The organism is Metapseudomonas otitidis (assembly GCF_900111835.1).
In the GTDB taxonomy this organism is placed as follows: Bacteria; Pseudomonadota; Gammaproteobacteria; order Pseudomonadales; family Pseudomonadaceae; genus Metapseudomonas; species Metapseudomonas otitidis.
The window spans coordinates 121821-146486 of sequence record NZ_FOJP01000017.1; the positions used below are offsets into that span (position 1 = coordinate 121821).

General features: G+C 68.5%; 22 protein-coding genes. 14 read left to right on the forward strand and 8 right to left on the reverse strand.

The genetic code is table 11. The annotated features are described in order from the left end of the window. Positions 1 to 2: 2 nt before the first annotated feature. Positions 3 to 2345 carry a TonB-dependent receptor gene (locus BM198_RS21950; protein ID WP_074972395.1) on the reverse strand — a complete coding sequence of 781 codons (2343 nt, stop codon included), beginning with the start codon at positions 2343 to 2345 and terminating at the stop codon, positions 3 to 5. 360 nt (positions 2346 to 2705) lie between these two features. On the opposite strand from BM198_RS21950, the gene BM198_RS21955 reads away from it, so the two are divergent. Further along, positions 2706 to 3635, forward strand: a complete 930-nt coding sequence (locus BM198_RS21955; RefSeq protein ID WP_044404533.1) for a LysR family transcriptional regulator — start codon at positions 2706 to 2708, stop codon at positions 3633 to 3635. A gap of 205 nt (positions 3636 to 3840) precedes the next feature. Here BM198_RS21955 and BM198_RS21960 read toward each other — a convergent pair whose 3' ends face one another. After that, positions 3841 to 4887, reverse strand: coding sequence for an ABC transporter substrate-binding protein (locus BM198_RS21960; RefSeq protein ID WP_074972397.1), 1047 nt, complete (start codon positions 4885 to 4887; stop codon positions 3841 to 3843). Between the two features lie 278 nt (positions 4888 to 5165). Between BM198_RS21960 and BM198_RS21965 the strand changes: the two genes are divergently transcribed. Genes BM198_RS21965 through BM198_RS21975 form a run of 3 tightly spaced genes read left to right on the forward strand, consistent with a single transcriptional unit; the run spans position 5166 to position 9224 of the window. Beyond that, positions 5166 to 6755, forward strand: coding sequence for an ABC transporter permease (locus BM198_RS21965; RefSeq protein ID WP_083422454.1), 1590 nt, complete (start codon positions 5166 to 5168; stop codon positions 6753 to 6755). Further along, a complete protein-coding gene (locus tag BM198_RS21970) occupies positions 6752 to 7603 on the forward strand; it encodes an ABC transporter ATP-binding protein (RefSeq protein ID WP_074972400.1) in 852 nt (283 codons plus the stop codon). The genes BM198_RS21965 and BM198_RS21970 overlap by 4 nt, the downstream gene beginning before the upstream one ends. Positions 7604 to 7616: 13 nt before the next feature. Then, positions 7617 to 9224, forward strand: a complete 1608-nt coding sequence (locus BM198_RS21975) for an arylsulfatase (protein WP_044402030.1) — start codon at positions 7617 to 7619, stop codon at positions 9222 to 9224. Positions 9225 to 9398: 174 nt separating this feature from the next. Here BM198_RS21975 and BM198_RS21980 read toward each other — a convergent pair whose 3' ends face one another. From BM198_RS21980 to BM198_RS21990, 3 genes are all read right to left on the reverse strand, one after another. Beyond that, entirely contained in the window at positions 9399 to 10367 is a 969-nt protein-coding gene (locus BM198_RS21980; RefSeq protein WP_044402027.1) for a GGDEF domain-containing protein, read from the reverse strand. Positions 10368 to 10441: 74 nt separating this feature from the next. Beyond that, the gene (locus BM198_RS21985) at positions 10442 to 11464 is read right to left on the reverse strand and encodes a DUF2955 domain-containing protein (RefSeq protein ID WP_074972402.1); all 1023 of its coding nucleotides are present in this window, start codon (positions 11462 to 11464) and stop codon (positions 10442 to 10444) included. A gap of 8 nt (positions 11465 to 11472) precedes the next feature. Beyond that, a complete protein-coding gene (locus tag BM198_RS21990; protein ID WP_074972404.1) occupies positions 11473 to 12534 on the reverse strand; it encodes an HlyD family secretion protein in 1062 nt (353 codons plus the stop codon). A 164-nt stretch (positions 12535 to 12698) separates the two neighbouring features. Here BM198_RS21990 and BM198_RS21995 point away from each other — a divergent pair, with 164 nt between their 5' ends. Then, positions 12699 to 13655, forward strand: coding sequence for a LysR family transcriptional regulator (locus tag BM198_RS21995; protein ID WP_044402018.1), 957 nt, complete (start codon positions 12699 to 12701; stop codon positions 13653 to 13655). 96 nt (positions 13656 to 13751) lie between these two features. Further along, positions 13752 to 13949, forward strand: a complete 198-nt coding sequence (locus tag BM198_RS22000; protein ID WP_044402015.1) for a hypothetical protein — start codon at positions 13752 to 13754, stop codon at positions 13947 to 13949. 184 nt (positions 13950 to 14133) lie between these two features. Here BM198_RS22000 and desA read toward each other — a convergent pair whose 3' ends face one another. After that, positions 14134 to 15318 (reverse strand): delta-9 fatty acid desaturase DesA, encoded by a 1185-nt coding sequence (desA, locus tag BM198_RS22005; protein ID WP_074972406.1) that lies wholly within the window; start codon positions 15316 to 15318, stop codon positions 14134 to 14136. Positions 15319 to 15501: 183 nt separating this feature from the next. Here desA and dibA point away from each other — a divergent pair, with 183 nt between their 5' ends. The 6 genes from dibA to BM198_RS22035 all read left to right on the forward strand — a co-directional run bounded on the left by dibA (position 15502) and on the right by BM198_RS22035 (position 21725). Next, positions 15502 to 17442: a phosphodiesterase DibA gene (dibA, locus tag BM198_RS22010; RefSeq protein WP_074972409.1), complete on the forward strand. Its 1941-nt coding sequence runs from the start codon at positions 15502 to 15504 to the stop codon at positions 17440 to 17442. 134 nt (positions 17443 to 17576) lie between these two features. Next, on the forward strand, positions 17577 to 17756 hold the full coding sequence (gene oscA, locus BM198_RS22015; RefSeq protein ID WP_044402006.1) for a sulfur starvation response protein OscA: 180 nt from the start codon (positions 17577 to 17579) through the stop codon (positions 17754 to 17756). A gap of 129 nt (positions 17757 to 17885) precedes the next feature. After that, positions 17886 to 18896: a sulfate ABC transporter substrate-binding protein gene (locus BM198_RS22020; protein ID WP_074972411.1), complete on the forward strand. Its 1011-nt coding sequence runs from the start codon at positions 17886 to 17888 to the stop codon at positions 18894 to 18896. A 137-nt stretch (positions 18897 to 19033) separates the two neighbouring features. Continuing rightward, complete coding sequence (gene cysT, locus BM198_RS22025; RefSeq protein WP_074972413.1) at positions 19034 to 19852, forward strand: sulfate ABC transporter permease subunit CysT; 819 nt, start codon at positions 19034 to 19036, stop codon at positions 19850 to 19852. Positions 19853 to 19862: 10 nt separating this feature from the next. Beyond that, positions 19863 to 20732: a sulfate ABC transporter permease subunit CysW gene (cysW, locus tag BM198_RS22030; RefSeq protein WP_074972415.1), complete on the forward strand. Its 870-nt coding sequence runs from the start codon at positions 19863 to 19865 to the stop codon at positions 20730 to 20732. Between the two features lie 3 nt (positions 20733 to 20735). Next, positions 20736 to 21725 carry a sulfate/molybdate ABC transporter ATP-binding protein gene (locus BM198_RS22035; RefSeq protein WP_044401994.1) on the forward strand — a complete coding sequence of 330 codons (990 nt, stop codon included), beginning with the start codon at positions 20736 to 20738 and terminating at the stop codon, positions 21723 to 21725. A 122-nt stretch (positions 21726 to 21847) separates the two neighbouring features. Here the strand turns inward: BM198_RS22035 and BM198_RS22040 are convergent, their stop codons facing one another. Continuing rightward, positions 21848 to 22252, reverse strand: a complete 405-nt coding sequence (locus tag BM198_RS22040) for a hypothetical protein (protein ID WP_044401991.1) — start codon at positions 22250 to 22252, stop codon at positions 21848 to 21850. Positions 22253 to 22386: 134 nt separating this feature from the next. Here BM198_RS22040 and BM198_RS22045 point away from each other — a divergent pair, with 134 nt between their 5' ends. Continuing rightward, entirely contained in the window at positions 22387 to 23178 is a 792-nt protein-coding gene (locus tag BM198_RS22045; RefSeq protein ID WP_074972417.1) for a helix-turn-helix domain-containing protein, read from the forward strand. A gap of 136 nt (positions 23179 to 23314) precedes the next feature. Further along, positions 23315 to 24055: a hypothetical protein gene (locus tag BM198_RS22050; RefSeq protein WP_074972419.1), complete on the forward strand. Its 741-nt coding sequence runs from the start codon at positions 23315 to 23317 to the stop codon at positions 24053 to 24055. 37 nt (positions 24056 to 24092) lie between these two features. On the opposite strand, the gene BM198_RS22055 is transcribed toward BM198_RS22050, so the two are convergent. Next, a complete protein-coding gene (locus tag BM198_RS22055) occupies positions 24093 to 24617 on the reverse strand; it encodes an Mpo1 family 2-hydroxy fatty acid dioxygenase (protein ID WP_074972421.1) in 525 nt (174 codons plus the stop codon). Positions 24618 to 24666 lie beyond the last annotated feature (49 nt).

Consider the following 24666-nt stretch of genomic DNA (forward strand, 5'->3'; position numbering starts at 1 on the left):
GGTCAGAAGTCGTAGCGCAGGGAAACGCCGGCGGTGCGCGGGGCACCCACCGAGGCGGTGTAGGCGCCGTTCAGGTAGGCAAAGGCGCTCAGGTAGTAGTCGGTGTCGGTGGCGTTGCGCACCCAGATGGAGGCGTCCACCTGGCCATCGCCCAGGTCGCGGCGCACGCCGGCCGAGAGGTTGACCAGGCCGTAGCCGTCGATCTTGGAAAGGTCGGAGTTGTCCAGGGTGCCTTCGGCCTCGGAGCGGTAGGCGTAGCTGGCGGTGAGGTAGGGCTCGATACGGTTCTCCAGCTGCCATTTGTATTCGCCGCTGAGGTTGGCGATCCATTTCGAGGCGCCGACCACGCGCTCGCCGGTGAGGTCGCAGGTGGCCGGCGCGCCGGGGGCGGTGCTCACCTCGCCGGGGCACGGGGCGTCCTTGAAGCTGAGGTAGGTGACGTCGTTGTAGGAGCCGTTGAAGCGCAGGGTCAGCCCACGCAAGGGCAGCGCGGTGGCTTCGAACTCCAGGCCGCGCGAGCGCACGCTGCCGGCGTTGGCCAGCACCTGCACGACGTTGGTGGAGCCCGGCGCCTGGTACAGGGTGGTGGCCTGGTAGCCGTGGATGCCGGTCCAGAACAGGTTGGCGTTGAGCTGCAGGCGGTTGTCCAGCAGGGTGCTCTTGAAGCCCAGCTCCGCGTCGTTGGCGCGCTCGGGCCCGACCACCAGGGAGTCGGCACCGGCCACCGGGGCCGAGCCCACCGCCAGGTTCACCCCGCCGGACTTCTCGCCATGGGCCAGGGAGGCGTAGCCCAGCAGGTCATCGTCGAACCGGTAGGCCAGGTTCAGCAGGAAGGACGGTGCGGCGTTGTGCAGGCTGAGGTCGCCCGAGTCGTAGGCGCCCAGCTGCGCCGCGCGGATGGCGGCGGCCTGGCCGCTGACGGCAGCACCGCCCACCGGGGCGAAACGCTCGACCTTGGCGTCCTTCTCCTCGTAGGTGCCGCGCAGGCCGGCGGTGAAGTCGAGGCGGTCGGTGAGGTGCCAGGTGCCCTGGGCGAACAGCGCGTAGCTGTCGGTCTCGATCTTGCCGTTGGCCTGGGTGCTGACGTTGTTGAAGGCGTTGAGGTTGGCGCCGAGCAGGAACAGGTCGGCCCGGGAGCCGTAGTCGGTGAAGGTCTTGTTGCCGAGGTTCTGGTTGAACACGTAGGCACCGACCACATAGTCGAAGGCGCCGCCGGTGGGCGAGGCCAGGCGGATCTCCTGGGAGAACTGGCGGTCGTGCACTTCCACGCCGGTGTTGAGCAGCGCCGGTACGTTGAGGCTCTCGTCGTTGGCCGGGGTGAAGTGCCAGTAGCGGTAGGCGCTGATGGAGGTCAGCGTGTAGCCGCCGGCGAGGTTCCAGTTGGCCTCCACCGAGCTGCCGCCCTGGTGCACGCTGACGTTCTGGCGGCCGTCGATGTTGACCTTCTTGTCGTCCGGGTCGCGCACCGGCGAGGCGCCCACCAGTGCCGCACGCTGCCAGTAACGCGCCGGCGCGCCGTAGACGACCATGGTGCCGGTGCTGGAATCCTCCTCGTTGTAGTCGTTGATCCAGCGCAGGTTGAAGTCGTCGCTGGGCTTGAACAGCAGTTGCCCACGCACGCCCTGGCGCTCGCCACCGTTGAGGTCGTCGCCGGTGTGGATGTTCTTGATGAAGCCGTCGTCGCGGGTGCGGTAGGCCGACAGGCGTGCGGCGAGGGTGTCGGTGAGGGCGCCGTTGACCGTGCCCTTGGCCTGGAAGTAGCCGTCCTGGCCGCCGGAAACCTCCACCGTGCGCTCGGGGCTGAAGGTGGGGGCGCGGGTGCTGATGTTGAGCACGCCGGCGGTGGTGTTCTTGCCGAACAGGGTGCCCTGGGGGCCACGCAGCAGCTCCAGCTGCTCGATGTCCAGCAAGTCGAACACGGCCATGCCCGGGCGACCGAGGTAGACGTTGTCGAGGTAGACCCCGGCGCTGCCTTCGAGGCCGTCGCTGGCCGGGTTGTTGCCAATGCCACGCACCGCGACGCTGGATTGCCGCGCATGAATGAACGCGACGTTGACGCTGGGTAGCACCTGCTGCAGGTCCTGCACCTTGTAGATGCGTTGGGCTTCGAGGTTTTCCCCGCCCAGGGTGGTGATCGGCGTGGGGACGTCCTGGGCGTTTTCCTCACGGCGACGGGCGGTGACGGTGACCTTCTGCAGGGCCACGTCCTCCTCGGCCTTCGGGTTGTCGGCAGGCCGCTCGGCGGCCCAGGCGGGGGCGCTGCCGAAGGCCAGCAGCAGTGCCAGGCTGGCGTCGAGGCGGCGCAGGGTGAAGGGCGGTCGCAAGGCGGTACGGCGGTTTCTCATGATCGGTTCCTTGGCATCGGGCCCGGCGCCGGGCCGAGCGGGGCCACGTCACCCAGGCGGGCAACGGCAGCGCGGTGTTCAGGGAGTGCGGCGCGGCGCGGGGCGCTCAGCCGCTGGGACGGTGCCTCAGCGACACCCCATCCGGACGGACATGGGGCACGGGCACGGCGGCAAGGCGATGGGCATGGCAAGCGGTTTCATGGTGCAGGTCCCCCTCTGGGCTGGGCCATATGCTTATTCCATTTAAATCTTATTTATCTATTTAAGCTTCGTTGACGGAATAAGAGCCTGCATTTAAAACCAGCCCCCAGAGGCCGGCAAATGCCTTCGCCCTATATTTTCGATGCCGGAAGAGCATGTATGGACCTGCGCCAACTCCGTTACTTCGTCGCCCTGATCGAATACCGCAGCTTCGTCCGCGCGGCCGATGCCATGGGCATCACCCAGCCGGCCTTCAGCCGCAGCATCCAGGGCCTGGAGCAGGCGCTGGGCTGCCAGCTGGTGGACCGAGGCAACAAGGACCTGCGCCCCACGCCGGAGGGCCAGGTGGTGCTGCAGCACGCGCTGCGCCTGGTGCAGGGCGCCAGCAACCTGGTGCACGAGATCAACCAGATGACCAAGCTGGACGCCGGCGAGCTGCACTTCGGCTGCGGCCCGGCGCCAGCGGCGAGCCTGGTGCCGGATGCGCTGGCAGCGTTCATCCGCCGCCATCCACGGGTGAATGCGCGCTTCGAGGTGAACAACTGGGAGACCCTGGGCCGTTTGCTGGCGCGCGAGGAGATCGAGTTCTTCATCGCCGACATCCGCCAGTTCGAGACCGACCCGAACTTCCAGACCCGCGAATTGAGCCCGCGCCGGGGGCGTTTCTTCTGCCGGGCGGGGCATCCGCTGCTGGCCAAGGACAGCCTCTCCACTAACGACCTGTTCGACTACCCGCTGGCCGCCACGCGGTTGCCGGCCGGGGTGCGCAAGCTGCTGGCCGGCTTCAGCGGCAAGGCCGATTTCAGCCTCAACGTGGAATGCGAGCACGTACCCGCGCTGGTGCAGGTGGTGAGCCAGACCGATGCGGTGGGCCTGGCCATGCTGGAAACCCTGGCGCCCCACCTGGAGCGCGGCGAGCTGGCGCTGCTGGGCTTTCGCAACCTGCCGGAGAACCTGGACAGCCTCTCCGCCCGCTGCGGCATCGTCACCCGCACCGGCTACCGCCTCTCCCCCGCGGCGCGGGCGCTGATCGAGATCATCGTCGAGCGGGACCAGGCCGACGCAGCGCCAGAACGCCAGAGCGCCTGACGGACGCGGCCCGTGGGGGTACCTGTCGGTGGGCTGAAGCTGTGCGAAGCCCATCATGGCCGGGCGCCTCGGGCTCGATGCGGTTCGCACAGCTCACCGCATCCTACGGGCGGTGCCCATGCGCCTGGCGGGCGGCCCGCCGCCCCACGATCGGGGCCAACCGCGACTCCGTCGGTGGGCTGAAGCCCACCCTGCGAATCGGAGTTCAGCGCGAGGCCTGGGCGTGCTCGGCCAGGGCGGCATCGAGGAAGCGCGGTTCGGCCCAGTCGCTCACCTGGAAGGGTTTGCGGATCAGCCGCTGTTCGGCGGCGAAGTCGACGCCCTTCTGCAGGCGGGCGAGGAAGTCGGCATCCAGGCGCGGGTCGAAGATCGTGTGGAAGCTGTCGTCCTTGAGGTCGGTGCCGAGGATCACCGGCGGGTAGCTGGCCAGGCGCGAGACCAGCTCGACGTAGGCCTGCTTGTGGTCTTCGTCGCGCAGCCACTCCACCGCCTGCTGCTGGGCCTTGACCAGGCGCGCGGTGATCTCGGGGTAGTCGCGGACGAAGGCGCCCGTGCCCACCAGCACCGCCTGGGTGCTGCCGGCGCCACCCAGGTCGCGGGTGCTCAGGGGCAGTTCGGCGAGGCCCTTCTCACGCAGGGCGATGAGCCCGGCCAGGCCCCAGGAGGCATCCACCTGCTTGGCCGCGAGGGCGGCGTTGGCGGCGTTGAAGTCGAGGTTGATCACCTTGTAGTCGCGTTCGGACAGGCCTCGGCTGGCCAGCGCGTTGGCGAAGGACAACTGGTTGGCGGTGCCGCGGAACACCGCGACGCGCTTGCCCTTGAGGTCCTCCAGGGTCTTGATTCCCGAGCCGGGCACCACGCCCAGGTAGCTCTTCACGTCGCGGGCGGTGGCGCTGAGCAGGCGGGTGTCGAGGCCGCTGGCCTTGCCGATGATGGCGGCCAGGTCGCCGAGGTAAGCGAAGTCCACCTGGCCGTTGGCCAGGGCTTCGTTGATCACCGGGCCGGCGCCCTTGAAGAACAGCCATTCGACGCGGATGCCGTCGGCGGCGAATTCCTGTTCGAGGATCTGCCGGCTGCGCAGCACGTCCACCACGCCACCGCCGCTGTGTTCGCTGCCGGCGCTGAGGTCGGGCACGGCGATGCGCAGGGTGCTGGGGGCGGCTGCCTGGGCAGGCAGGGCGAAGGTGCCCAGCCAGCCCGCCAGCAAGGCGGGGGCGAAGCGCCCGATGAGGCGCGGCAGGGAAAGGGACATGGCGGGGCTCCTGTGGATAAGGTCGATGGCGGCACCTTATCCACAGGCTGAACGGCAAATTAAATAATAAAAACTCATTCACTTATTCCCTGGATGCTTAAGCCAGCACTGCCGCACCCGCCAGGCCGGTATGCGCCGCGCGCATGGAAAATATTCGGCAAATGCATTTGCCGCCCTCCCTCGCCGCTCCCTATGAATAGCCCTTCTTATCCCTGGAACAGCAGAAGCCAGCGCTTCTTATGCCTCCGGGAAATATTCATGGCGCGCCGGGAGACCCGATGAGCACGATCCAGACGCCGTTCCCCACCCTGCCCCTGCCAGCCGTGCGCCGACGCCCCCGGGTCGGTGCCGTGCTGCTGCCCTGGGCCCTGCCCGCCGCGCTCCTGCTGCTGTGGTGGCTGGCCGCGCGGGGCCAGTGGATGTCCGGGCAGATCCTGCCGTCTCCGGCGCTGGTGTGGCAGAGCGCGGTGGAATTCGGTTCCGGCGAACTCTGGGCGCACCTGTGGATAAGCCTGCAGCGGCTGCTGCTGGGCTTTGCCCTCGGGGTCGCCGCCGGCACCCTGCTGGGCACCTGGCTGGGGCTGTCGCGGCGGGCCGAGGCACTGGTCTACCCGAGCTTCATGGCCCTGGCGCAGATCCCCACCCTGGCGTGGATCCCGCTGTTCATGCTGCTGTTCGGCATCGGCGAGGCGCTGAAGCTGGTGGTGCTGGTCAAGGCCGTGGTGGTGCCGGTGACCCTGCACACCCTGGCCGGCGTGCGCGATGCCCAGCCACGCCTGCGCGAGGCGGCGGCGGTGCTGCGCCTGCCGCCGCACCTGCTGGCCTGGCGCCTGGTCGTGCCGGCTGCCCTGCCCGCTTTCATGGCCGGGTTGCGCCTGGCCCTGGCCACCGGCTGGACCTCGCTGCTGGCGGTGGAGCTGCTGGCCTCCAGCGAGGGCATCGGCTACCTGATGGTCTGGGGCCGCCAGCTGTTCATGCTCGACCTGGTGTTCGTCTGCATCCTGGTGATCGGCCTGGTGGGCGCGCTGATGGATCGCGGCATCAACCTGCTCGACGCCCGCCTGCTGTTCTGGCCGCACCCGGCCACCGCCGAGCGCCCGCGCGGCCCGCACCTGCGGGGCTGGCAGCGCTTGCAGGCGGCGGTGCTGCCCCTGGTGCTGCTGGCGGTGTGGCAGGCCAGCAACAGCCTGGGCTGGATCGACGCCAATATCCTCGCCTCCCCGCTGGAGGTGCTGCGTGCCCTGCACCAGGGGCTGCTGGATGGCAGCCTGCCCACGGCCATGGGTGCCAGCCTCGAGCGCACCGTGGCAGGCCTGGCGCTGGGGGGCGGCGCGGGGCTGGCGCTGGGTCTGCTGCTGGGGCTCTCCGCCCGTGCCGAGCGCTTCGCCGGCCCCAGCCTCTCGGCCCTGCGCCAGGTGGCGATCTTCGCCTGGGTGCCGCTGCTCACCGCCTGGTTCGGCCTGGGGGAGGCGGCCAAGCTGGCCTTCGTCGCCCTGGCGGCCTTCTTCCCCCTGTTCATCGCCACCCAGCGCGGCGTCCTGGCGCTCTCGCCGCAGCTCGGCGAGGCAGCGCAGGTGATGCGCCTCGGCCTGGGCCAGCGCCTGCGCCTGCTGGTGCTGCCGGGGGCGGCACCGGCGATCTTCGCCGGCCTGCGCCTGGGGCTGATCTACGCCTGGCTGGGCACCATCGGTGCCGAGTACTTCATGCCTTCGGACGGCGGCATCGCCAGCTACATGCTCGGCGCGCAGCAGCTGTTCCGCATGGACCAGGTGATGGCCGCCATGGTCCTGGTGGGCCTGGTGGGCGCGCTGCTGGGCACCCTCGGACAACGCATCGAAGCGCGCGCGACGCGCTGGAGAACCGCATGAACGCATTCCACCGGGTGTCGCCACCCGCCACGACCCGCGCGCCGACGGTGCGCTTCGCCGGGGTCGGCAAGGTCTTCGAGGTGGATGGCCAGGATTTCCAGGCCATCCAGGACTTCAGCCTGGATATCGAAGAGGGCGAGTTCATCGCCATCGTCGGCTCCAGCGGCTGCGGCAAATCCACCCTGCTGCGCCTGCTGGTGGGCCTGGACACTGCCTTCGACGGCCGCATCGAGGTGGACGGCCAGCCGGTGCGCGGCATCGGTGGCGAACGCGGCATCGTGTTCCAGGAGCACCGCCTGTTCCCCTGGCTGACGGTGGCGCAGAACATCGGCCTGGGCCTGGTCAACGAGAAGCTGGAACAGGGCGAGCGCGCCCGGCGCATCCAGCAGTTCGTGCAGCTGGTGGGGCTGGGCGGCTTCGAGGGGGCCTACCCGCACCAGCTGTCCGGCGGCATGGCCCAGCGCGTGGCCATCGCCCGGGGGCTGGTGGCGAGCCCGCGCATCCTGCTGCTGGACGAGCCCTTCGGCGCCCTCGATGCGCTGACCCGCCAGCAGATGCAGGACGAGCTGCTGGCCATCCGCGCGCGCCAGCGCATCACCACCCTGCTGGTCACCCATGACGCCGAGGAGGCCATCTACCTGGCCGACCGCGTGGTGGTGATGGCGCCCCGCCCCGGGCGCATCAAGCAGGTGGTGCCGATCGACCTGCCGCGCCCGCGCCAGCGCACCGGCCATGACTTCCACCAGGTACGCGAGGCACTGCTGCACCAGCTCACCGGCGATGGCGACTACCGCCCGCCGCAGCCGCCCCGGCTGGCCGACCTGCCGTTCGAATCCATCGCCCTCTGACCCTGGAGCCTCCATGAGCAAACGCCCGAACTTCCTGATCATCGTCGCCGACGACCTGGGCTTCTCCGACCTGGGCGCCTTCGGCGGCGAGATCGCCACGCCGAACCTGGACCGCCTGGCCTTCGACGGCCTGCGCCTGACCGACTTCCACACCGCGCCCACCTGCTCGCCGACCCGCTCGATGCTGCTCACCGGCACCGACCACCACATCGCCGGCATCGGCACCATGGCCGAGGCGCTGACCCCGGAGCTGATCGGCAAGCCGGGCTACGAGGGCTACCTCAACGACCGCGTGGTGGCGCTGCCGGAGCTGCTGCGCGAAGCGGGCTACCAGACGCTGATGTCCGGCAAGTGGCACCTGGGCCTGACTGCCGAGCGGGCGCCCCATGCACGGGGCTTCGAGCGCTCCTTCTCGCTGCTGCCGGGGGCGGCCAACCACTATGGCTACGAGCCGCCCTACGACGAGACCACGCCGGGCATCCTCAAGGCGACGCCGGCGCTGTATGTGGAAGACGACCGCTTCATCGAGCAGTTGCCGGAGGGTTTCTATTCCTCCGACGCCTTCGCCGACCGGCTGATCCAGTACCTGAAGGAGCGCGACCAGAGCCGACCGTTCTTCGCCTACCTGCCCTTCTCGGCGCCGCACTGGCCGCTGCAGGCGCCAGCCGAGGTTGTGGATAACTACCGGGGCCGCTACGACGCCGGGCCCGAGGCGCTGCGCCTGGAACGCCTGGAGAAGCTCAAGGCGCTGGGGCTGGTGGCGGCGGATGTGGAAGCGCACCCGGTGCGGGCGATCAGCGCCGAGTGGGACGCGCTGAGCGAGGCGGAACGCCAGGTGTCGGCGCGGACCATGGAGGTCTATGCGGCGATGGTGGAGCGTATGGACTGGAACATCGGCCGGGTGCTGGACTACCTGCGCCAACAGGGCCTGGAGGACGACACCTTCATCCTCTTCATGTCCGACAACGGCGCCGAGGGCGCGCTGCTGGAGGCCTTCCCCAAGTTCGGCCCGAACCTGAAGAGCTTCCTCGACCAGCACTACGACAACAGCCTGGAGAACATCGGCCGCGCCAATTCCTACGTCTGGTACGGCCCGCGCTGGGCCCAGGCGGCCACGGCGCCGTCGCGCCTGTACAAGGCCTTCACCACCGAGGGCGGCATCCGCGTGCCGGCGCTGGTGCGTTATCCACAGCTGCGCCGGCAGAAGCAAGTGAGCCACACCTTCGCCACGGTGATGGACATCACCCCGACGGTGCTGGACCTGGCCGGCGTGCGCCACCCGGGCACCCGCTGGCGCGGCCGCGAGGTGGCGCCGGTGCGCGGGCGCTCCTGGCTCGGCTACCTCTCGGGCGAGACGCCCCAGGTGCACGACGGCAGGACGGCCACCGGCTGGGAGCTGTTCGGCATGCGTGCCATCCGCCAGGGGCACCTGAAGGCGGTGTACATCCCCGCGCCGGTGGGGCCGGAAACCTGGCAGCTGTACGACCTGGAGAAGGACCCGGGGGAAATCCACGACCTGGCCCAGGAGCGGCCGGAAGCGCTGGCCGGGCTGATCGAGGCCTGGCAGCGCTATGTGGACGAGACGGGGGTGATCCTCAGCGAGTCGCCGTTCCAGCCGTAGGGCGAGCGCGAAGAATGGGGGCGCAGGGTGGACCGTGGTGGCGATGAACCTGTAGGGGCGAATTCATTCGCCCAAGGACCGCATAGCGGTCCCATGGATTCCGAAGGGCGGGCCTGCGGCCCGCTTGGCGGCTGAAGCCGCCCCTACGGCACGAACCCCGGATCGCCCGGGTGGCTAGACCTGGACGATGCGGTTCTTGCCGCTGCGCTTGGCGGTGTACATGGCCTCGTCGGCGCGGGTGTAGAGCTGTTCGAGGGTGTCGCCGGGGCGCAGGGTGGTGAGGCCCTGGCTGAGGGTGACGTTGAACACCTTGCCGTTGGCGCTGAACGACAGCCGCTGCACTTCGCGCTCCAGGCGCTCGGCCACCTGCAGGGCCTGGGCCGGGTCGCAGCCGGGGAACACGGCGGCGAACTCCTCGCCGCCGATGCGGCCGAAGTGGTCGACCCGCCGCAGGGCACCGGCGCCGCACTGGGCGATGCGCTGCAGCACCACGTCGCCCACCTGGTGGCCGAAGGTGTCGTTGATCTGCTTGAAGTCATCGATGTCCAGCAGCAGGAAGGCCAGGGAGCGCTCGTAGCGCTCGGCGACGTCGAACTCGCGCTGGGCGCATTCGAAGAAGTGCCGGCGGTTGCTGGTGCCGGTCAGCACGTCGGTGGTGGCCAGGCGCTGCAGCTCGGCCTCCAGGGTCTTCTTCTCGGTGATGTCTTCGGCGATGCCCACCACCAGGGTGGTCTGCCCGGCCTGGCCCTGGCGGCTGACGAAGCACTTGTCGCTGAGCCAGCGCACCTGGCCGTCACCACGGATGATGCGGTACTCGCGCGCCTCGATGGCGCCCTTCTCCAGCACCTGGGCGAGGCTGCTGGCGGCGTACTCGACGTCGTCGGGGTAGATGCAGTTGCGCCATTCGTTGACGTCCACCATCAGCAGCTCGGCCGGGCGGCCGAACAGGCGCTCGTAGTGGGGGCTGACGTAGACGATCTTCTGCGCCTCCCAGTCCAGCGCCCAGAGCACGGCGTTGACGCTGCCCAGGAGCACGTTGAACAGCGCCTCGCGTTCGCGCAGGCGCTCCACCTCACCCCGGCTGTGCAGCAGCGCCAGGGTGAGCTTTTCCGCCTCGCTGGGTATTTCGTCCAGGTTTTCCATCCGTCCCATAGCCTTCCTTCGCGTCCTCGATCGGGTTGAGCCCGCCCATCCCGGGCAGGCGGGGCAAGGCCGAATCAAGCATGGCTCTGGTGGCGGGTGGCGGCAAAACGGTTGAGGAGCCGGTGTAGGACGAACACCGCAAGGAGGGTGACGAAGACCGCTACGCAAACCGAACTGAGCCGATAGGCCAGGCTGAACATCATGTCGTGACTCGGCGTCAGGTATTGACCGAAAACGATGGCCAAAGTTGTCAACGCGCCGAAGCCAACCCCCTGTGCACCCTCCAATACGTGCACCCGGGCACAGAAAAACGCGGCGATCCAGTACAGCGAGGTGACGAGCGGTAGTACGTCGTAGTGGTCGTAGAGCAGCAGTTGCAGGCTGAGGGCGATGACGCAGCCGAGCAGGGTTCCGAGGGCGCGGATACGCCCGGCGAAGCGGATGCCGTGCCAGTGCATCGGAAACAGCACCAGGATCGAGGCGATCTGGGCCGACAGCGAGTCCCTGAGGTCGAGGGTCTGGAAGAGCATGAAGGACAGCGTGGCGAGGCTGGCGCCGAGCACGGCCTCGTGGCGCCGGCTGGGCAGGTCCTTCTCCGGGAGGACGCGGGGTGCGCGCGGCTCGGCGTCGGGGAAGCAGTAGAACATCAGCCAGGCGATCAGCACTGTGAGGCCGGCGGCCACCAGGTTGCTGACCACCAGGTCGTAGAGGTGGGTGTCGGGGTAGCTGGCGAAGTGCAGCTGCATGGAGAGGAACACGCAGCCCAGGGCGCCGAACAGGAACAGCGGGCCACGCGCCATGAGGGCGAAGCGCCAGAAGAAGGCAAGGAACACCAGGGGCACGATGAGCAGCGGGCGGTCGCCGAACAGGCCGTAGATGACCAGTGTCTCCAGGCTCACCAGCACCGCCTGGGCGAGGAACTGGCGGATCAGGTGGGCGTTGAGGGTGGGCACCAGGCCGAGCAGCAGCATGGGGTAGACGCAGAAGAACGAGCCGTTGTCCCAGTTCATCAGCTTGCAGATGAACAGCCCGAGGGTGCCGCCGCAGGCCAGGCGTAGGCACTGGCGCAGGCCGTTTTCGTCGAGGGCGCGCTTCATTGTCGGACTCAGTAGATGTAGTGGAGCCAGGCGATGAGGCGGATCTGCGCGCGGCCCAGGGCGCTGGCCAGCGGCGAGTCGTGGGGGTAGAGCTGCACCGTGGCCTTGGCGCCGCTGGGCAGGGGCGCCTCGGGCGCCTGCTCCAGCACCACGTGCAGGCGCTGGCGCTGGGCATCGCGGACCCAGCGGTCGGAGCTGGCGGGAGCCGCCAGGTCCCCGTTGGCATCGAGCTGGCCCTCGCGCACGCCGGCGTCGATGGCGCTGACCCGGGCCGGGAAGATGTGCCCCGGCCAGGCGTCGAAGACCACGGCGGCGGCATCGCCCGGGCCGACATAGCGCAGGGCCTTTTCGCGGAAGTCGGCGCTGATGTCCACCTCGTCGGCCACCAGGGCCGCCACCGGGGTGCCGGCGGCGACGTAGGCGCCCGGCGAGAGCTGCAGGTTGCTGACCACCCCGGCGCGCTCGGCGCGGACCTCGGTGTAGGCCAGTTGCAGGCGGGCCTGCTCCAGCTGGTTGCGGGCCTGGCGCAGGCGCAGGTTGTCGGCGCCAGCGGTGCCCCGGCGGGCCTCCTGCTCGCGGATGCGTGCCTGGGCGGCGAGGACGTCGGCGCGGGCGGCGCTGCGGCGTGACTCGGTCTGTTCGTAGAGCTGGCGGGAGACGTGCTGGGTCTGCACCAGGCGTGCAAGGCGGTCGGTCTCGCGCTCCAGCTCGCGGGCGGTCACCTCGGCGGCGTGCAGCGAGGCCCGGGCGGCGGCGAGGCCGGCGTCCAGCTCGGCGTTGTCCCGCGCGGCCGCCTCCACGACCAGCTCGGCGGCGGCCACGGCGAGGCGGTAGGGCTCGGGGTCGAGGCGGAACAGCACCTGGCCGGCCTCGACGTGGCGGTTGTTGGCCACGGCCACGTCCAGCACCTGGCCACTGACGCGGGGCGCCAGGCGCACCACCGGACGGGTCAGCTGGGCCTGGGGCGTGACGGGCATCCACAGGTCGGCGGCGAGGAAGTAGGCGAACAGCAGGACGAAGGCGACGATGGCGGCGCGGACCCGGCGCGCGAAGCGTTGATCGGGGGTCATGAATTACCTCTGGCGGCGCTGGACGAACAGGCCGCAAGGCCACGGAACGGGCCGGAAGGCGGCACACCAGCGAAATGGGAAACAGTTCGGCACAGCAGTATATTGGGCCGCTTTTCCCTGATAATCCGCGTCCCCAGAGAAGCAGCCTTGCGCGAGGAGTAACAATGGACACCCTGAACAGCATGCGTGTGTTCGTTCGCGTCATCGAGACCGGCAGCTTCACGGCCGCCGCCCAGGCCCTGGACCTGTCCACCGCCCAGGTGTCGCGCCTGGTGTCGGAGCTGGAGCAGCAACTGCAGGCCCGGCTGCTGCACCGCACCACGCGGCGCCTGGGGCTGACGGAAGTGGGTGAGCGCTACCTGCAGCGCTGCCGCTCGATCCTCGACGAGGTGGACCAGGCCGCTGCCGAGGCGCGCGGGGCGCACCTCAAGCCCAGCGGCCGCCTGCGGGTGCACACCATGACCGGCCTCGGCCTGCAGCACGTCACCGGGCTGGTGGCCCGCTACAGCGCGCTGTACCCGGAGGTGGTGGTGGAGCTGACGCTGTCGCAGCGCAACCCCGACCCCATCGAGGACGGCCAGGACGTGGTGCTGACCTTCGCCCGCGAGCTGCCGGACTCCCAGCGCATCGCCCAGTCACTGGGGCAGATGTACAGCGTGCTCTGCGCCTCGCCCGACTACCTGGCCCGTCACGGCGTGCCCAGCGGCCCGGCGGACCTGCGCCGGCACCGCTACCTGCGCCTGCTGGACCCGCTCTACCAGGACAACTGGACCCTGAGCGACGAGCACGGCGAATACGACGTGCTGCCGGCGGAGGCCTTCCAGGTGAACGTGGCCGAGTCCCTGGCGCGGGCGGCCCAGGCCGGCATGGGCTTCTGCCTGCTGCCCTCCTTCGTCGCCTGCCAGCCCTTGCGCGAAGGCAGCCTGCTGCGGCTGTTGCCGGAACACCGCCTGCGCGAGCGCAACATCTATGCGATCTACCCGTCGCGGCACTTCATCGACGCGAAGATCCGCACCTGGGTGGACTTCCTCAAGGCCGAACTGCCCCCGCTGTTCGCCCAGGACGACGCGGTGCTGGACGATCCTCGGCACTGGGCGCGACCGAATTCATTGTTGCGCTAGAAGCAATTGTGATTCACCTGCCTGGCGGTTTTTCCGGGTGGGGCCGGCGCCTAAGATGGCCCCCGTTCCCAGATGCGTCCCGCCGAGGATCACGCCATGCACCGCAATCTCTTCATTACTGCCAGCTTCGCCGCTTTCGCCCTGTCCTTCGCCCAGTTCTCCTTCGCTGAAGAGTCCTCCGCCTTTGTTGCGCGAAATGCGCAGTATCAGCAGCGCGCCATCGACGCCGCCCACGAGCAGGCCGTCGCCCGCCAGGGTGCCGAGCAACCGGCCGACACCGCCCAGGACAGCTGATTGACCGCGTTTCCTTCCTTCCCTGACCTCCTGACACCGGGTATCCGCTCCTAACCCGCCCGGTGTCTTGTTCCAGCCGCCCCTCCCCGGGCGGCTTTTTTTTGCGCGCTCGTTGGGTGGAGGGCGTGATGCGCGGGCATGAAAAAGGCCGGCATGTGCCGGCCTTTCCGTAACCCGCTGGACCTCAGGCAGTCGCCGGGCGCAGCGAGTAGGTCTTGAGCTGCTCGGCGAAGTCCCGCAGGGACTGGATGCCGCTGGCCTCGGCCTCGTGCACCCACTGCTTGATGGCTTCGAGCATCTCGTGGCCGTTGGCGCTGGTCTTGGCCCAGATGTGCTGCAGGGCCAGGCGCTTCTCGTAGATGGTGCGCAGGGCCTGGCTCTGCTCCAGCATGGCGGCGATGCGGGCGTGGTGGCCGTCGTCCAGCAGGCTGGTCTCGCGGGAGAGCAGGCGCTTGGCGCGGCGGAACAGGTGGCGGACCGACTCGTCGGCCTTGGCCAGCTCCTGCTTCACCAGCGGGGCGATCACCAGGCGGCGGTACTGGGCCATGATCTGGAAGCGGTTGTTGAGGATGGCCATGGCGGTGTCCATGTCCAGGCTGCCCTTGCCTTCCACGCGATGGGCGATGGGCGCGACGCGCTGCACCTTGGCCAGGCCGAGCAGGCTGAACAGCTTGATCCAGGCCCAGCCGAGGTCGAACTCCCACTTCTTCACCGAGAGCTTGGCGGAGTTGGGGTAGGTGTGGTGGTTGTTGTGCAGCTCTTCACCGCCGATGAGGATGCCCCAGGGCACCAGGTTGGTGGCGGCGTCGCGGCATTCGAAGTTGCGGTAGCCGATGGCATGGCCGAGGCCGTTGATGACGCCGGCGGCCCAGACGGGGATCCACATCATCTGCACGGCCCAGACGGTCATGCCGGCGGCGCCGAACAGCGCCAGGTCGATGATCGCCATCAGGGTCACGCCGCCGATGGGGTAGCGCGAGTAGACGTTGCGTTCGAGCCAGTCATCCGGGCAGTTCTTGCCGTAGATGCGCAGGGTCTCCTCGTTGCGGGCCTCTTCGCGGTAGAGTTCCGCGCCGCGCCGCAGCACGGTGGACAGGCCCTTGTGCACGGGGCTGTGGGGATCGTCCACGGTTTCGCACTTGGCGTGGTGCTTGCGGTGGATGGCCGTCCACTCACGGGTGTTCATGGCGGTGGTCATCCACAGCCAGAAACGGAAGAAGTGCTTGAGGGCCGGGTGGAGTTCGAGGGATCGATGGGCGGAGTAGCGATGCAGGTAGACCGTGACGCTGACGATGGTGATGTGCGTCATCACCAGGGTGACTGCCACGAGCTGCCAGGCCGACAGGTCGAGAAAACCGTTGTACCACATGGGGTGCATAACCTCGGGGGAAGAAGGAACGAGATCTGCCCGCGATGATTTGTCGGACAAACGACCTCATTATCCCCATGCTTCGTGAGAAAACCATCCTGTTCTTTAGATAAGAAAGAGATGAATGCGCGTTCATCTATAATGCGCAATCGATCACAAATCCGACACGGCCCCGACCACCCCATGAGAGCCCGATTCAGCGCCATGCGCGTGGTGTTGCCCTACTTCCTGCTGTCCTGCCTGTGGGTCATCTTCAGTGACTACCTGCTGCGCCAGCTGCCGCTCGGCGATGCCCAGCGCGACCTGCTGCAATCGGCGAAGGGCCTGTTCTTCGTACTGCTCAGCAGCGCCTTCCTCTACCTGCTGATCTGCCTGTACCTGCGCCGCCTGAGGGCGTACCTGCAGGCGCGCCGGGAGCAGGACGCCAGCCTGCGCCAGGCGGCGGCGGTGTTCGACAGCACCCAGGAAGGGGTGCTGGTCACTGACGCGGAGCAGCGCATCGTCCACGTCAACCGGGCCTTCGCCCGCATCACCGGCTACAGCGAGGAGGAGGTGATCGGCCGTACGCCGATGCTGTTCAAGTCCGGCCGGCACGATGGAACGTTCTACCAGTCGATGTGGAACGCCCTGGCCAACCGCAACGAGTGGAGCGGGGAGATCTGGAACCGCCGGCGCAACGGCGAGACCTACCCGCTGTGGCAGAACATCCGCGCCATCCACGACGAAGACGGGGCGCTGACCCACTACGTGGCGGTGTTCTCCGACATCAGCGCCATCAAGCGCTCGCAGAACGAGCTGGACTTCCTCGCCCACCACGACCCGCTGACCGGCCTGCCCAACCGCCTGCTGTTCACCGAGCGCGTGGAGCACGCCCTGGAGCGCGCCCGTCGGGAAGGCAGCGAGGGCATCGTGGTGCTGCTGGACCTGGACCACTTCAAGCACATCAACGAAAGCCTCGGCCACAACGTCGGCGACCAGTTGCTCAAGGCCGTGGGCGAACGCCTGGGGCCGCTGGCCGAGGGCGGCATGACCCTGGCCCGGCTGGGGGGCGACGAGTTCGGCCTGCTGGCCGAGCGACGCAGCGCCGAGCAGGCCGCCGATCTCGCCGGGCGCATCCAGCAACGCCTGGAGGCCCCCTTCGAATCCGGCGGCCGCGCGCTGTTCATGAGTGCCAGCCTGGGTATCGCCCGCTTCCCGGGGGACGCGACCAACGTCGAGCAGGTGCTGCGCAACGCCGACTCGGCCCTGTTCAAGGCCAAGAGCGCCGGGCGCCAGACGTTCGCCTTCTACAGCCAGGACCTCACCGAGCAGGCCCGCCAGCGGGTGGAGCTGGTCAGCGCCCTGCGCCAGGCCCTGGAGCGGGACGAGCTGCGGGTCTACTTCCAGCCCATCCACGCCCTGGCCACCGGTCGCCTGCTGGGCGCCGAGGCCCTGGTGCGCTGGGAGCACCCGCAACGCGGGCTGGTGCCGCCCGGCGAGTTCCTCCCGGTGGCAGAGGAAAGCGGCCTGGTGGGCGCCATCGACGCCTGGGTGCTGGAGCGCGCCTGCCGCCAGATGCAGGCCTGGAGCGAGCGCGGCCTGGCGCTCTCGTTCATCTCGGTGAACGTCTCCTGCCGCCTGTTCAGCCGGGGCGAGCTGGACACCCGCGTCGCCCGTGTCCTCAAGGAAACCGGCCTGGAGCCGGGGCGCCTGGAGCTGGAGATCACCGAAAGCGCGGTGATGGAAGACCCGGACACTGCCCTGGAGCTGCTCCAGCGCCTCTGCGCCCTGGGCGTGCGCCTGGCCATCGATGACTTCGGCACGGGCTATTCCTCCCTGCAGCGCCTCAAGCGCCTGCCGGTGCAGAAGCTGAAGATCGACCAGAGCTTCGTGCGCAACCTGCCCCAGGACCAGGACGACATGGCCATCGCCCGCGCGGTGACCGCCCTCGGCCACAGCCTGGGCCTGCAGGTGCTGGCCGAAGGCATCGAGCGCCAGGACCAGATCGAGACGCTGCTGGGCCTGGGCTGCGACCAGGGCCAGGGCTACCTGTTCAACCGCCCGCGCCCGGCGGCGGAGCTGGAGGCGGAGTGGTACCAGGTGACCCACCCACAGGAGCACCCAGGGCAGATTCCGCTGATCTGACGCCAACCTGCCTGAAAGTTATATAAAAATTCTTAAATAGTATTTTTAAGAATATTTGCGCCTTGCTTAAATGCGCCCACGCCACGCGAACAACCTGTTCATCGACGCGGGGCCACTCATCAAGGAGCAAGATCATGAGCGCAACCCTCCGTAGCATCGACGGGCAGGACGAGGCCAGCATCCTGCGCGAAATCCAGAGTGCACTGAACGGCCTGCGGTTCGGTGCCGTCGAGATCACCGTCCACAACGGGCAAGTGGTCCAGATCGAACGCAAGGAAAAGTTCCGCCTGCAGCAACCGGCCAAGCACGGTTGAGACACAGGCCCGACTGGACCACCGGAGGGCTGCCGCGCCGACCACATCGGCGGGCCACACGCACGTCGCCGCTCGGCCGTGCCCAATAACAACACCCTCGCCGACACGACCAAATTCTGAGGAGCCTCCATGTCCATCCGCCGTTTTGCCCTGGCCAGCCTGGCCGGCGCCCTGCTCTCCACCCTGGTGGTCGGCCCCGTGGCCGCCGCGACCGAACTGCTCAACGTCTCCTACGACCCGACCCGTGAGCTGTACCAGGCCTACAACGCCGCCTTCGCCAAGCACTGGAAAGCCCAGGGCGGCGAAGACGTGAAGATCCAGCAATCCCACGGTGGCTCGGGCAAGCAGGCCCGTGCGGTGATCGATGGCCTCAAGGCCGACGTGGTGACCCTGGCGCTGGCCGGCGATATCGACGAGCTGCAGAAGCTCGGCAAGCTGATCCCCGAGAACTGGCAGGCACGCCTGCCGGACAACAGCACCCCCTACACCTCGACCATCGTGTTCCTGGTGCGCAAGGGCAACCCCAAGGGCATCAAGGACTGGGGCGACCTGACCAAAGAAGGCGTGGAAGTCATCACCCCGAACCCGAAGACCTCCGGCGGCGCCCGCTGGAACTTCCTGGCCGCCTGGGCCTGGGCCAAGAAGCAGTACGGCAGCGACGCCAAGGCCCAGGAATACGTGCAGGCCCTGTACAAGCACGTGCCGGTTCTCGACACTGGCGCCCGCGGTTCGACCATCACCTTCGTCAACAACAACATCGGCGACGTGCTGCTGGCCTGGGAGAACGAAGCCTTCCTGGCCCTCAAGGAGCAGGGTGGCGAGAACTTCGAGATCGTCGCGCCGAGCCTGTCGATCCTCGCCGAGCCGCCGGTTTCCGTGGTCGACAAGAACGTCGACAAGAAGGGCACCCGCAAGGTCGCCGAAGCCTACCTGCAGTACCTGTACAGCGAGGAAGGCCAGCGCATCGCCGCGCAGAACTTCTACCGCCCGCGCAACGAGAAGGTCGCTGCCGAGTTCGCCAACCAGTTCCCGAAACTGGATCTGGTGACCGTGGACAAGGACTTCAACGGCTGGAAGGAAGCGCAACCGAAGTTCTTCAACGACGGCGGCATCTTCGACCAGATCTACCAGGCGCAATGACGCGCCGCTGAAGCAGAAACAAGGGCGGGCTCCAATCCCGCCCGGACAAGGGGAAGCGCGAGCTTCCCTTTGCCGTGCCCGGGCCAGCGACGGCCGGCATCGGGCTTGAGCGTTCCAACGCAGAAAAAGGACAGATGATGTCTCGACGTATCTCCCCCGTCATACCCGGCTTCGGGCTGACGCTGGGCTACACGCTGGTGTACCTCAGCCTGCTGGTCCTGATCCCGCTGGGTGCCATGTTCCTTCGGACCTTCGACCTGAGCTGGACCCAGTTCTGGGGCATCGTCAGTTCACCCCGTGTGCTGGCCGCGCTGAAGCTGAGCTTCGGCACCGCGCTGGCCGCCGCCGTGATCAACGGCCTGATCGGTACCCTGCTGGCCTGGGTGCTGGTGCGCTACGACTTCCCCGGGCGCAAGATCATCGACGCCATGATCGACCTGCCCTTCGCCCTGCCCACTGCCGTCGCCGGCATCGCCCTCACCGCGCTGTATGCGCCGGCCGGCGTGGTCGGCCAGTTCGCCACCGACCTGGGCTTCAAGATCGCCTACACCCCGCTGGGCATCACCCTGGCGCTGACTTTCGTCACCCTGCCCTTCGTGGTGCGCACGGTGCAGCCGGTGCTGGCCGACATCCCCCGCGAGGTGGAAGAGGCCGCCGCCTGCCTGGGCGCCAAGCCGCTGCAGGTGTTCCGCCACATCCTCCTGCCGGCGCTGCTGCCCGCCTGGCTGACCGGCTTTGCCCTGGCTTTCGCCCGGGGCGTGGGCGAGTACGGCTCGGTGATCTTCATCGCCGGCAACATGCCGATGAAGACCGAGATCCTGCCGCTGCTGATCATGGTCAAGCTGGACCAGTACGACTACGCCGGCGCCACCGCCATCGGCGTGCTGATGCTGGTGGTCTCCTTCATCCTGCTGCTGCTGATCAATCTGCTGCAGCGCCGCATCGAAACCCCCTGAGGAGGCCGCCATGAGTTCCGCTACCCTGACCGCCACCTCCGCCAACGCTGCCCGTCGCGGCAACGTCTGGGGGCGTCGTGCGCTGATCGCCGCCGCCTGGCTGGTGTTCGCACTGTTCCTGCTGCTGCCGCTGTACATCGTCCTGAGCGAGGCGCTGAAGCAGGGCTTCGGCACCTTCTTCGAGGCCATCCTCGAACCGGACGCCCTCTCCGCCCTGAAGCTGACGCTGATCGCCGTGGGCATCTCCGTGCCGCTGAACCTGGTGTTCGGCGTCGCCGCCGCCTGGTGCGTGAGCAAGTTCGAGTTCCGTGGCAAGAGCATCCTGGTCACCCTGATCGACCTGCCCTTCTCCGTCTCCCCGGTAATCGCCGGCCTGATCTACATCCTGCTGTTCGGCGCCCAGGGCTACTTCGGCGAATGGCTGAGCGAGCATGACATCCAGATCGTCTTCGCCCTACCCGGCATCGTCCTGGCCACCGTCTTCGTCACCGTGCCCTTCGTCGCCCGCGAGCTGATCCCGCTGATGCAGGAACAGGGCACCCAGGAAGAGGAAGCCGCGCGCCTGCTGGGCGCCAACGGCTGGCAGATGTTCTGGCACGTGACCCTGCCCAACATCAAATGGGGCCTGATCTACGGCGTGGTGTTGTGCACCGCGCGGGCGATGGGCGAGTTCGGCGCGGTGTCGGTGGTGTCCGGCCACATCCGCGGCGTCACCAACACCCTGCCCCTGCACGTCGAGATTCTCTACAACGAGTACAACCACGTCGCCGCGTTCAGCGTCGCCAGCCTGCTGCTGCTCCTGGCGCTGTTCATCCTGCTGCTCAAGCAGTGGAGCGAAGCCCGTCTGTCCCGCCTACGTCACGCCGACGCGGAGGAGTAACCCATGTCCATCGAAATCCGTAACGTCAGCAAGAACTTCAACGCCTTCCGCGCGCTGAACGCCATCAACCTGGACATCCAGAGCGGCGAGCTGGTCGCCCTGCTCGGCCCGTCCGGCTGCGGCAAGACCACCCTGCTGCGCATCATCGCCGGCCTGGAGACCCCGGACGCCGGCAACATCGTGTTCCACGGCGAGGACGTCTCCCAGCACGACGTGCGTGATCGCAACGTCGGCTTCGTGTTCCAGCACTACGCCCTGTTCCGCCACATGAGCGTGTTCGACAACGTCGCCTTCGGCCTGCGCATGAAGCCCAAGGGCGAGCGCCCCAGCGAGCCGGAGATCGCCGAGAAGGTCCACGAGCTGCTGAACATGGTGCAGCTGGACTGGCTCGCCGACCGCTACCCGGAGCAGCTCTCCGGCGGCCAGCGCCAGCGCATCGCCCTGGCCCGCGCCCTGGCGGTGAAGCCGAAGATCCTGCTGCTGGACGAACCCTTCGGCGCCCTCGACGCCAAGGTGCGCAAGGAGCTGCGCCGCTGGCTGGCGCGCCTGCACGAGGAGATCAACCTGACCTCCGTGTTCGTCACCCACGACCAGGAAGAAGCCATGGAAGTGGCCGACCGCATCGTGGTGATGAACAAGGGCGTGATCGAGCAGATCGGCGCCCCGGGTGAGGTCTACGAGAACCCGGCCAGCGACTTCGTCTACCACTTCCTCGGTGACTCCAACCGCCTCTACCTGGGCAGCGACGAGCACGTGCTGTTCCGCCCCCACGAGGTGTCCCTGTCGCGCCAGGCGGTGGACGAACACCGCGCCGCCGAAGTGCGCGACATCCGCCCGCTGGGCGCCATCACCCGCGTCACCCTGAAGGTGGACGGGCAGGACGAGCTGATCGAGGCCGAAGTGGTCAAGGATCACGACAGCCTGGTGGGCCTGGCCCGCGGCGAGACGCTGTTCTTCAAGCCCAAGGCCTGGCAGGCCGCGTCCTCGCTCTGAGCCGGTGACCCGCAAGCCCCTCCCCGGAGGGGCTTTTTCATGGGCGCGCGACCCTGGGCGGGGTGGACCCCGCTCAAGCGAACGCCCAGGGTGGATGGACAGCAGCGACCGGCTTGCCCGGGTTATCCACAGACCGCCTCGGCCGAGCGCTTCAGCCCCAGGTACTGCAGCTCGGCGAACAGCACCACCGCCAGCGCCTGGGCGATGACGAAGGCCTGACCCCAGAAGGTCGGCTGCACCCAGCCGCTGGCCAGCAGCAGGAGGCTGTCCACCACCCAGGCGGCGTTGACGGCGATCACCGCCCACACCGCGCGCCGGTCCAGGGGCGCGCGGCGGGCCATCCACAGCAGCACGCCGCACCAGGGCAGCATCAGCAGGCCGGCGATCTGCAGCAGCGCGAGGGGCAGCCCCAGCAGGGCCGACAGGGGCGCCGCCCCCAGGCAGAGCAACAGGCCGGCGCCGCCGCTGAGCAGGGCATCGAGTTGCAGGACACGGCGGAGCAGAGGATTCGGTTGCACGGTGTTCATGGCGAGTCTCCTGGCTGGACGAGGCGGCGGCGAAGGCCACTGCCGATGGGCCGAGGATTCGCCGTCCCGCAGCATCGCGTCGATTACCTGGCAGGTAATGGCCAGCCCTACCGGCCTCGACTATCGTCGCTGCCATGAACGCACCGACTCTCCCCATCGGCGCCCTGCTGCGCCACTGGCGCCAGCGCCGCCGCCTCAGCCAGCTCGACCTGGCCTGCAGCGCCGACATCTCCACCCGCCACCTGAGCTTCGTCGAGACCGGACGGGCCCAGCCGAGCCGGGAGATGCTCCTGCACCTGGCCGAGCACCTGGAGATTCCCCTGCGCGAGCGCAACCGGCTGCTGGCCAGCGCCGGCTTCGCCCCGCTCTACCCGCAGCACAGCCTCGACGACCCGGCCCTGGACGCCGCCCGCCAGGCCATCAGGCAACTGCTCAAGGCCCATGAGCCGAACCCTGCCCTGGCCATCGACCGGCACTGGAACCTGCTGGCCGCCAACGACGCGGTGATGGCGCTGGTGGCGGGTGTCTCGCCGGCGCTGCTGGTGCCGCCGATCAACGCCCTGCGCCTGTCGCTGCACCCCGAGGGGCTGGCGCCGCGCATCCTCAACCTCGGCACCTGGCGCGCCCACCTGCTGGCGCGCCTGCGCCGGGACCTGGAGGCGAGCGGTGACGAGGCCCTGGCCGCCCTGCATGCCGAGCTGGCGGCCTACCCGGCGCCGCCCAGCGCAGAGACGCCGAGCGGCGATGCGGTGCTGGTGCCGCTGCTGCTGGACACGCCGCTGGGGGTGATCCGCTTCATCAGCACCATCACCGTGTTCGGCACGCCGGTGGACATCACCCTCTCGGAGCTGGCCCTGGAGACCCTGTTCCCCGCCGACCCGGAGAGCGCCGAGCGCCTGCGCCAACTGGTTCGACCGTCGGAATGAAGGCCCCGCCGGCACCAAATCACTCTTTCGGGTAATTCCGTCCATCCCGCGTCGCAGTAGGCTGTGCGCGCACCGGGCGGGCCCCACGGGCTCGTCCTTCGTCTGCTCACAACAACAAGAAAAGGAGCACGCCGGGATGCTTTCAGACGCTCTATCACGCGCTTTCATCGGATTGCTGCTGGGCCTTGCAGGGGCCGGGATGGCCCTGGCCGCCGAGCTGGCCCCCATCGACCAGGTCCAGGTCCACGCCTGCCGCGCCACCAGCAGCCTGCTGCTGTACCGGGGCGAAGGTTTCCAGGAGACCCACAAGGCCCGCTTCGAGGCCGACCTCCAGGCCCTGGATGCCGCGTTCCAGGCGGTGCCGCAGCCCAGCGACGGGCTTCGGCAGAAGTACCGCGCCCTTGTTACCCAGCTGCAGCAGGGTGTTTCCTACGGCCACAACGAGGAGGACGTGCCCTGGCGCTTCCCCCAGGAGCTGGCCAAATCCCTGCGCGACCTGCTGATCGCCGCCCGCGCCGCCCCCGGCAACACCCCCCAGGGCGAGCTGCCGGCCAAGGTCGAGTACCTCGCCGTGCAGTACCTCAGCCGCGCCTACATCGGCACCTTCGAGATCGCACGGGAGAACGGCGACACCTACATCGGCCAGGACGAGCGCACCCTGCTGCCGGCCATCGACGCCCAGCTCCAGCCCCTGGACAAGGCCGACCCGGTGGTGGGCAAGTTGAAGACCCGCTGGGGCTTCCTCAAGGCCGCGCTGGCCGACATGAACAGCCAGAGCAACACCCTGGTCAGCGCCTCCGGCCGCCCCTACGCACCGATGATGGTGGACCGCCACGCACGCTCCATGAGCACCCAGTTGCTGGCGGCAGGGGGTTGAGGGAACGGGTCGCAGCGCGGGTTATCCACAGAGCAGCTCAGGCGGTGGCCTTTTTCTCGCGGATGCAGGTGGGGCCGGAGCGTTCCTCGATGGCGCGCTCCACCTCCTTGCGCAGGCCGAGCATGAAGCCCAGTTCCGCCACCACGAACAGCGGGCCCACCACCAGCCCCATCAGGTCGTCGACGAAGGCGGGCTTGCGGCCCTCATAGTAGTGGCCGATGAACTGGATGACCCAACCGACGAAGAACAACCCCAGCCCGGCGCCCAGCCACACGGCGGTGGACTGCACGGCCAGGTGCTGGCCGGCCCAGAGGCTGAGGCCGAGCAGCGCGGTCATCACCACGCCGAAGCGCGTGTCGAGGCGGAAGTAGAACAGCGCGGCGGCCAGGGCCACGACGCTGGCGGGCGACAGCCACAGGCCGGCGACGGGCAGGCCCGGGCGGGACAACAGCACGGCCACGGCGACCACGATCATGGGGATGCCGATGAAGTGGCTGAAGATGTTGCGCCGGTCGCGGTGGTAGTCGGCGTACTGGCTCAGGTGATCGATGAGGGGTTTCATTGTTGTTTCCTCGGGTTCGGGCAGTGCGGTCGATAATGGCGCCTGCACT

Bases quoted from the DNA above. Each gene is read 5' to 3' on its own strand.
- BM198_RS21950 (WP_074972395.1), bottom strand. From the start codon at position 2,345: ATGAGAAACCGCCGTACCGCCTTGCGACCGCCCTTCACCCTGCGCCGC.
- BM198_RS21955 (WP_044404533.1), top strand. From the start codon at position 2,706: ATGGACCTGCGCCAACTCCGTTACTTCGTCGCCCTGATCGAATACCGC.
- BM198_RS21960 (WP_074972397.1), bottom strand. From the start codon at position 4,887: ATGTCCCTTTCCCTGCCGCGCCTCATCGGGCGCTTCGCCCCCGCCTTG.
- BM198_RS21965 (WP_083422454.1), top strand. From the start codon at position 5,166: ATGAGCACGATCCAGACGCCGTTCCCCACCCTGCCCCTGCCAGCCGTG.
- BM198_RS21970 (WP_074972400.1), top strand. From the start codon at position 6,752: ATGAACGCATTCCACCGGGTGTCGCCACCCGCCACGACCCGCGCGCCG.
- BM198_RS21975 (WP_044402030.1), top strand. From the start codon at position 7,617: ATGAGCAAACGCCCGAACTTCCTGATCATCGTCGCCGACGACCTGGGC.
- BM198_RS21980 (WP_044402027.1), bottom strand. From the start codon at position 10,367: ATGGAAAACCTGGACGAAATACCCAGCGAGGCGGAAAAGCTCACCCTG.
- BM198_RS21985 (WP_074972402.1), bottom strand. From the start codon at position 11,464: ATGAAGCGCGCCCTCGACGAAAACGGCCTGCGCCAGTGCCTACGCCTG.
- BM198_RS21990 (WP_074972404.1), bottom strand. From the start codon at position 12,534: ATGACCCCCGATCAACGCTTCGCGCGCCGGGTCCGCGCCGCCATCGTC.
- BM198_RS21995 (WP_044402018.1), top strand. From the start codon at position 12,699: ATGGACACCCTGAACAGCATGCGTGTGTTCGTTCGCGTCATCGAGACC.
- BM198_RS22000 (WP_044402015.1), top strand. From the start codon at position 13,752: ATGCACCGCAATCTCTTCATTACTGCCAGCTTCGCCGCTTTCGCCCTG.
- desA (WP_074972406.1), bottom strand. From the start codon at position 15,318: ATGTGGTACAACGGTTTTCTCGACCTGTCGGCCTGGCAGCTCGTGGCA.
- dibA (WP_074972409.1), top strand. From the start codon at position 15,502: ATGAGAGCCCGATTCAGCGCCATGCGCGTGGTGTTGCCCTACTTCCTG.
- oscA (WP_044402006.1), top strand. From the start codon at position 17,577: ATGAGCGCAACCCTCCGTAGCATCGACGGGCAGGACGAGGCCAGCATC.
- BM198_RS22020 (WP_074972411.1), top strand. From the start codon at position 17,886: ATGTCCATCCGCCGTTTTGCCCTGGCCAGCCTGGCCGGCGCCCTGCTC.
- cysT (WP_074972413.1), top strand. From the start codon at position 19,034: ATGTCTCGACGTATCTCCCCCGTCATACCCGGCTTCGGGCTGACGCTG.
- cysW (WP_074972415.1), top strand. From the start codon at position 19,863: ATGAGTTCCGCTACCCTGACCGCCACCTCCGCCAACGCTGCCCGTCGC.
- BM198_RS22035 (WP_044401994.1), top strand. From the start codon at position 20,736: ATGTCCATCGAAATCCGTAACGTCAGCAAGAACTTCAACGCCTTCCGC.
- BM198_RS22040 (WP_044401991.1), bottom strand. From the start codon at position 22,252: ATGAACACCGTGCAACCGAATCCTCTGCTCCGCCGTGTCCTGCAACTC.
- BM198_RS22045 (WP_074972417.1), top strand. From the start codon at position 22,387: ATGAACGCACCGACTCTCCCCATCGGCGCCCTGCTGCGCCACTGGCGC.
- BM198_RS22050 (WP_074972419.1), top strand. From the start codon at position 23,315: ATGCTTTCAGACGCTCTATCACGCGCTTTCATCGGATTGCTGCTGGGC.
- BM198_RS22055 (WP_074972421.1), bottom strand. From the start codon at position 24,617: ATGAAACCCCTCATCGATCACCTGAGCCAGTACGCCGACTACCACCGC.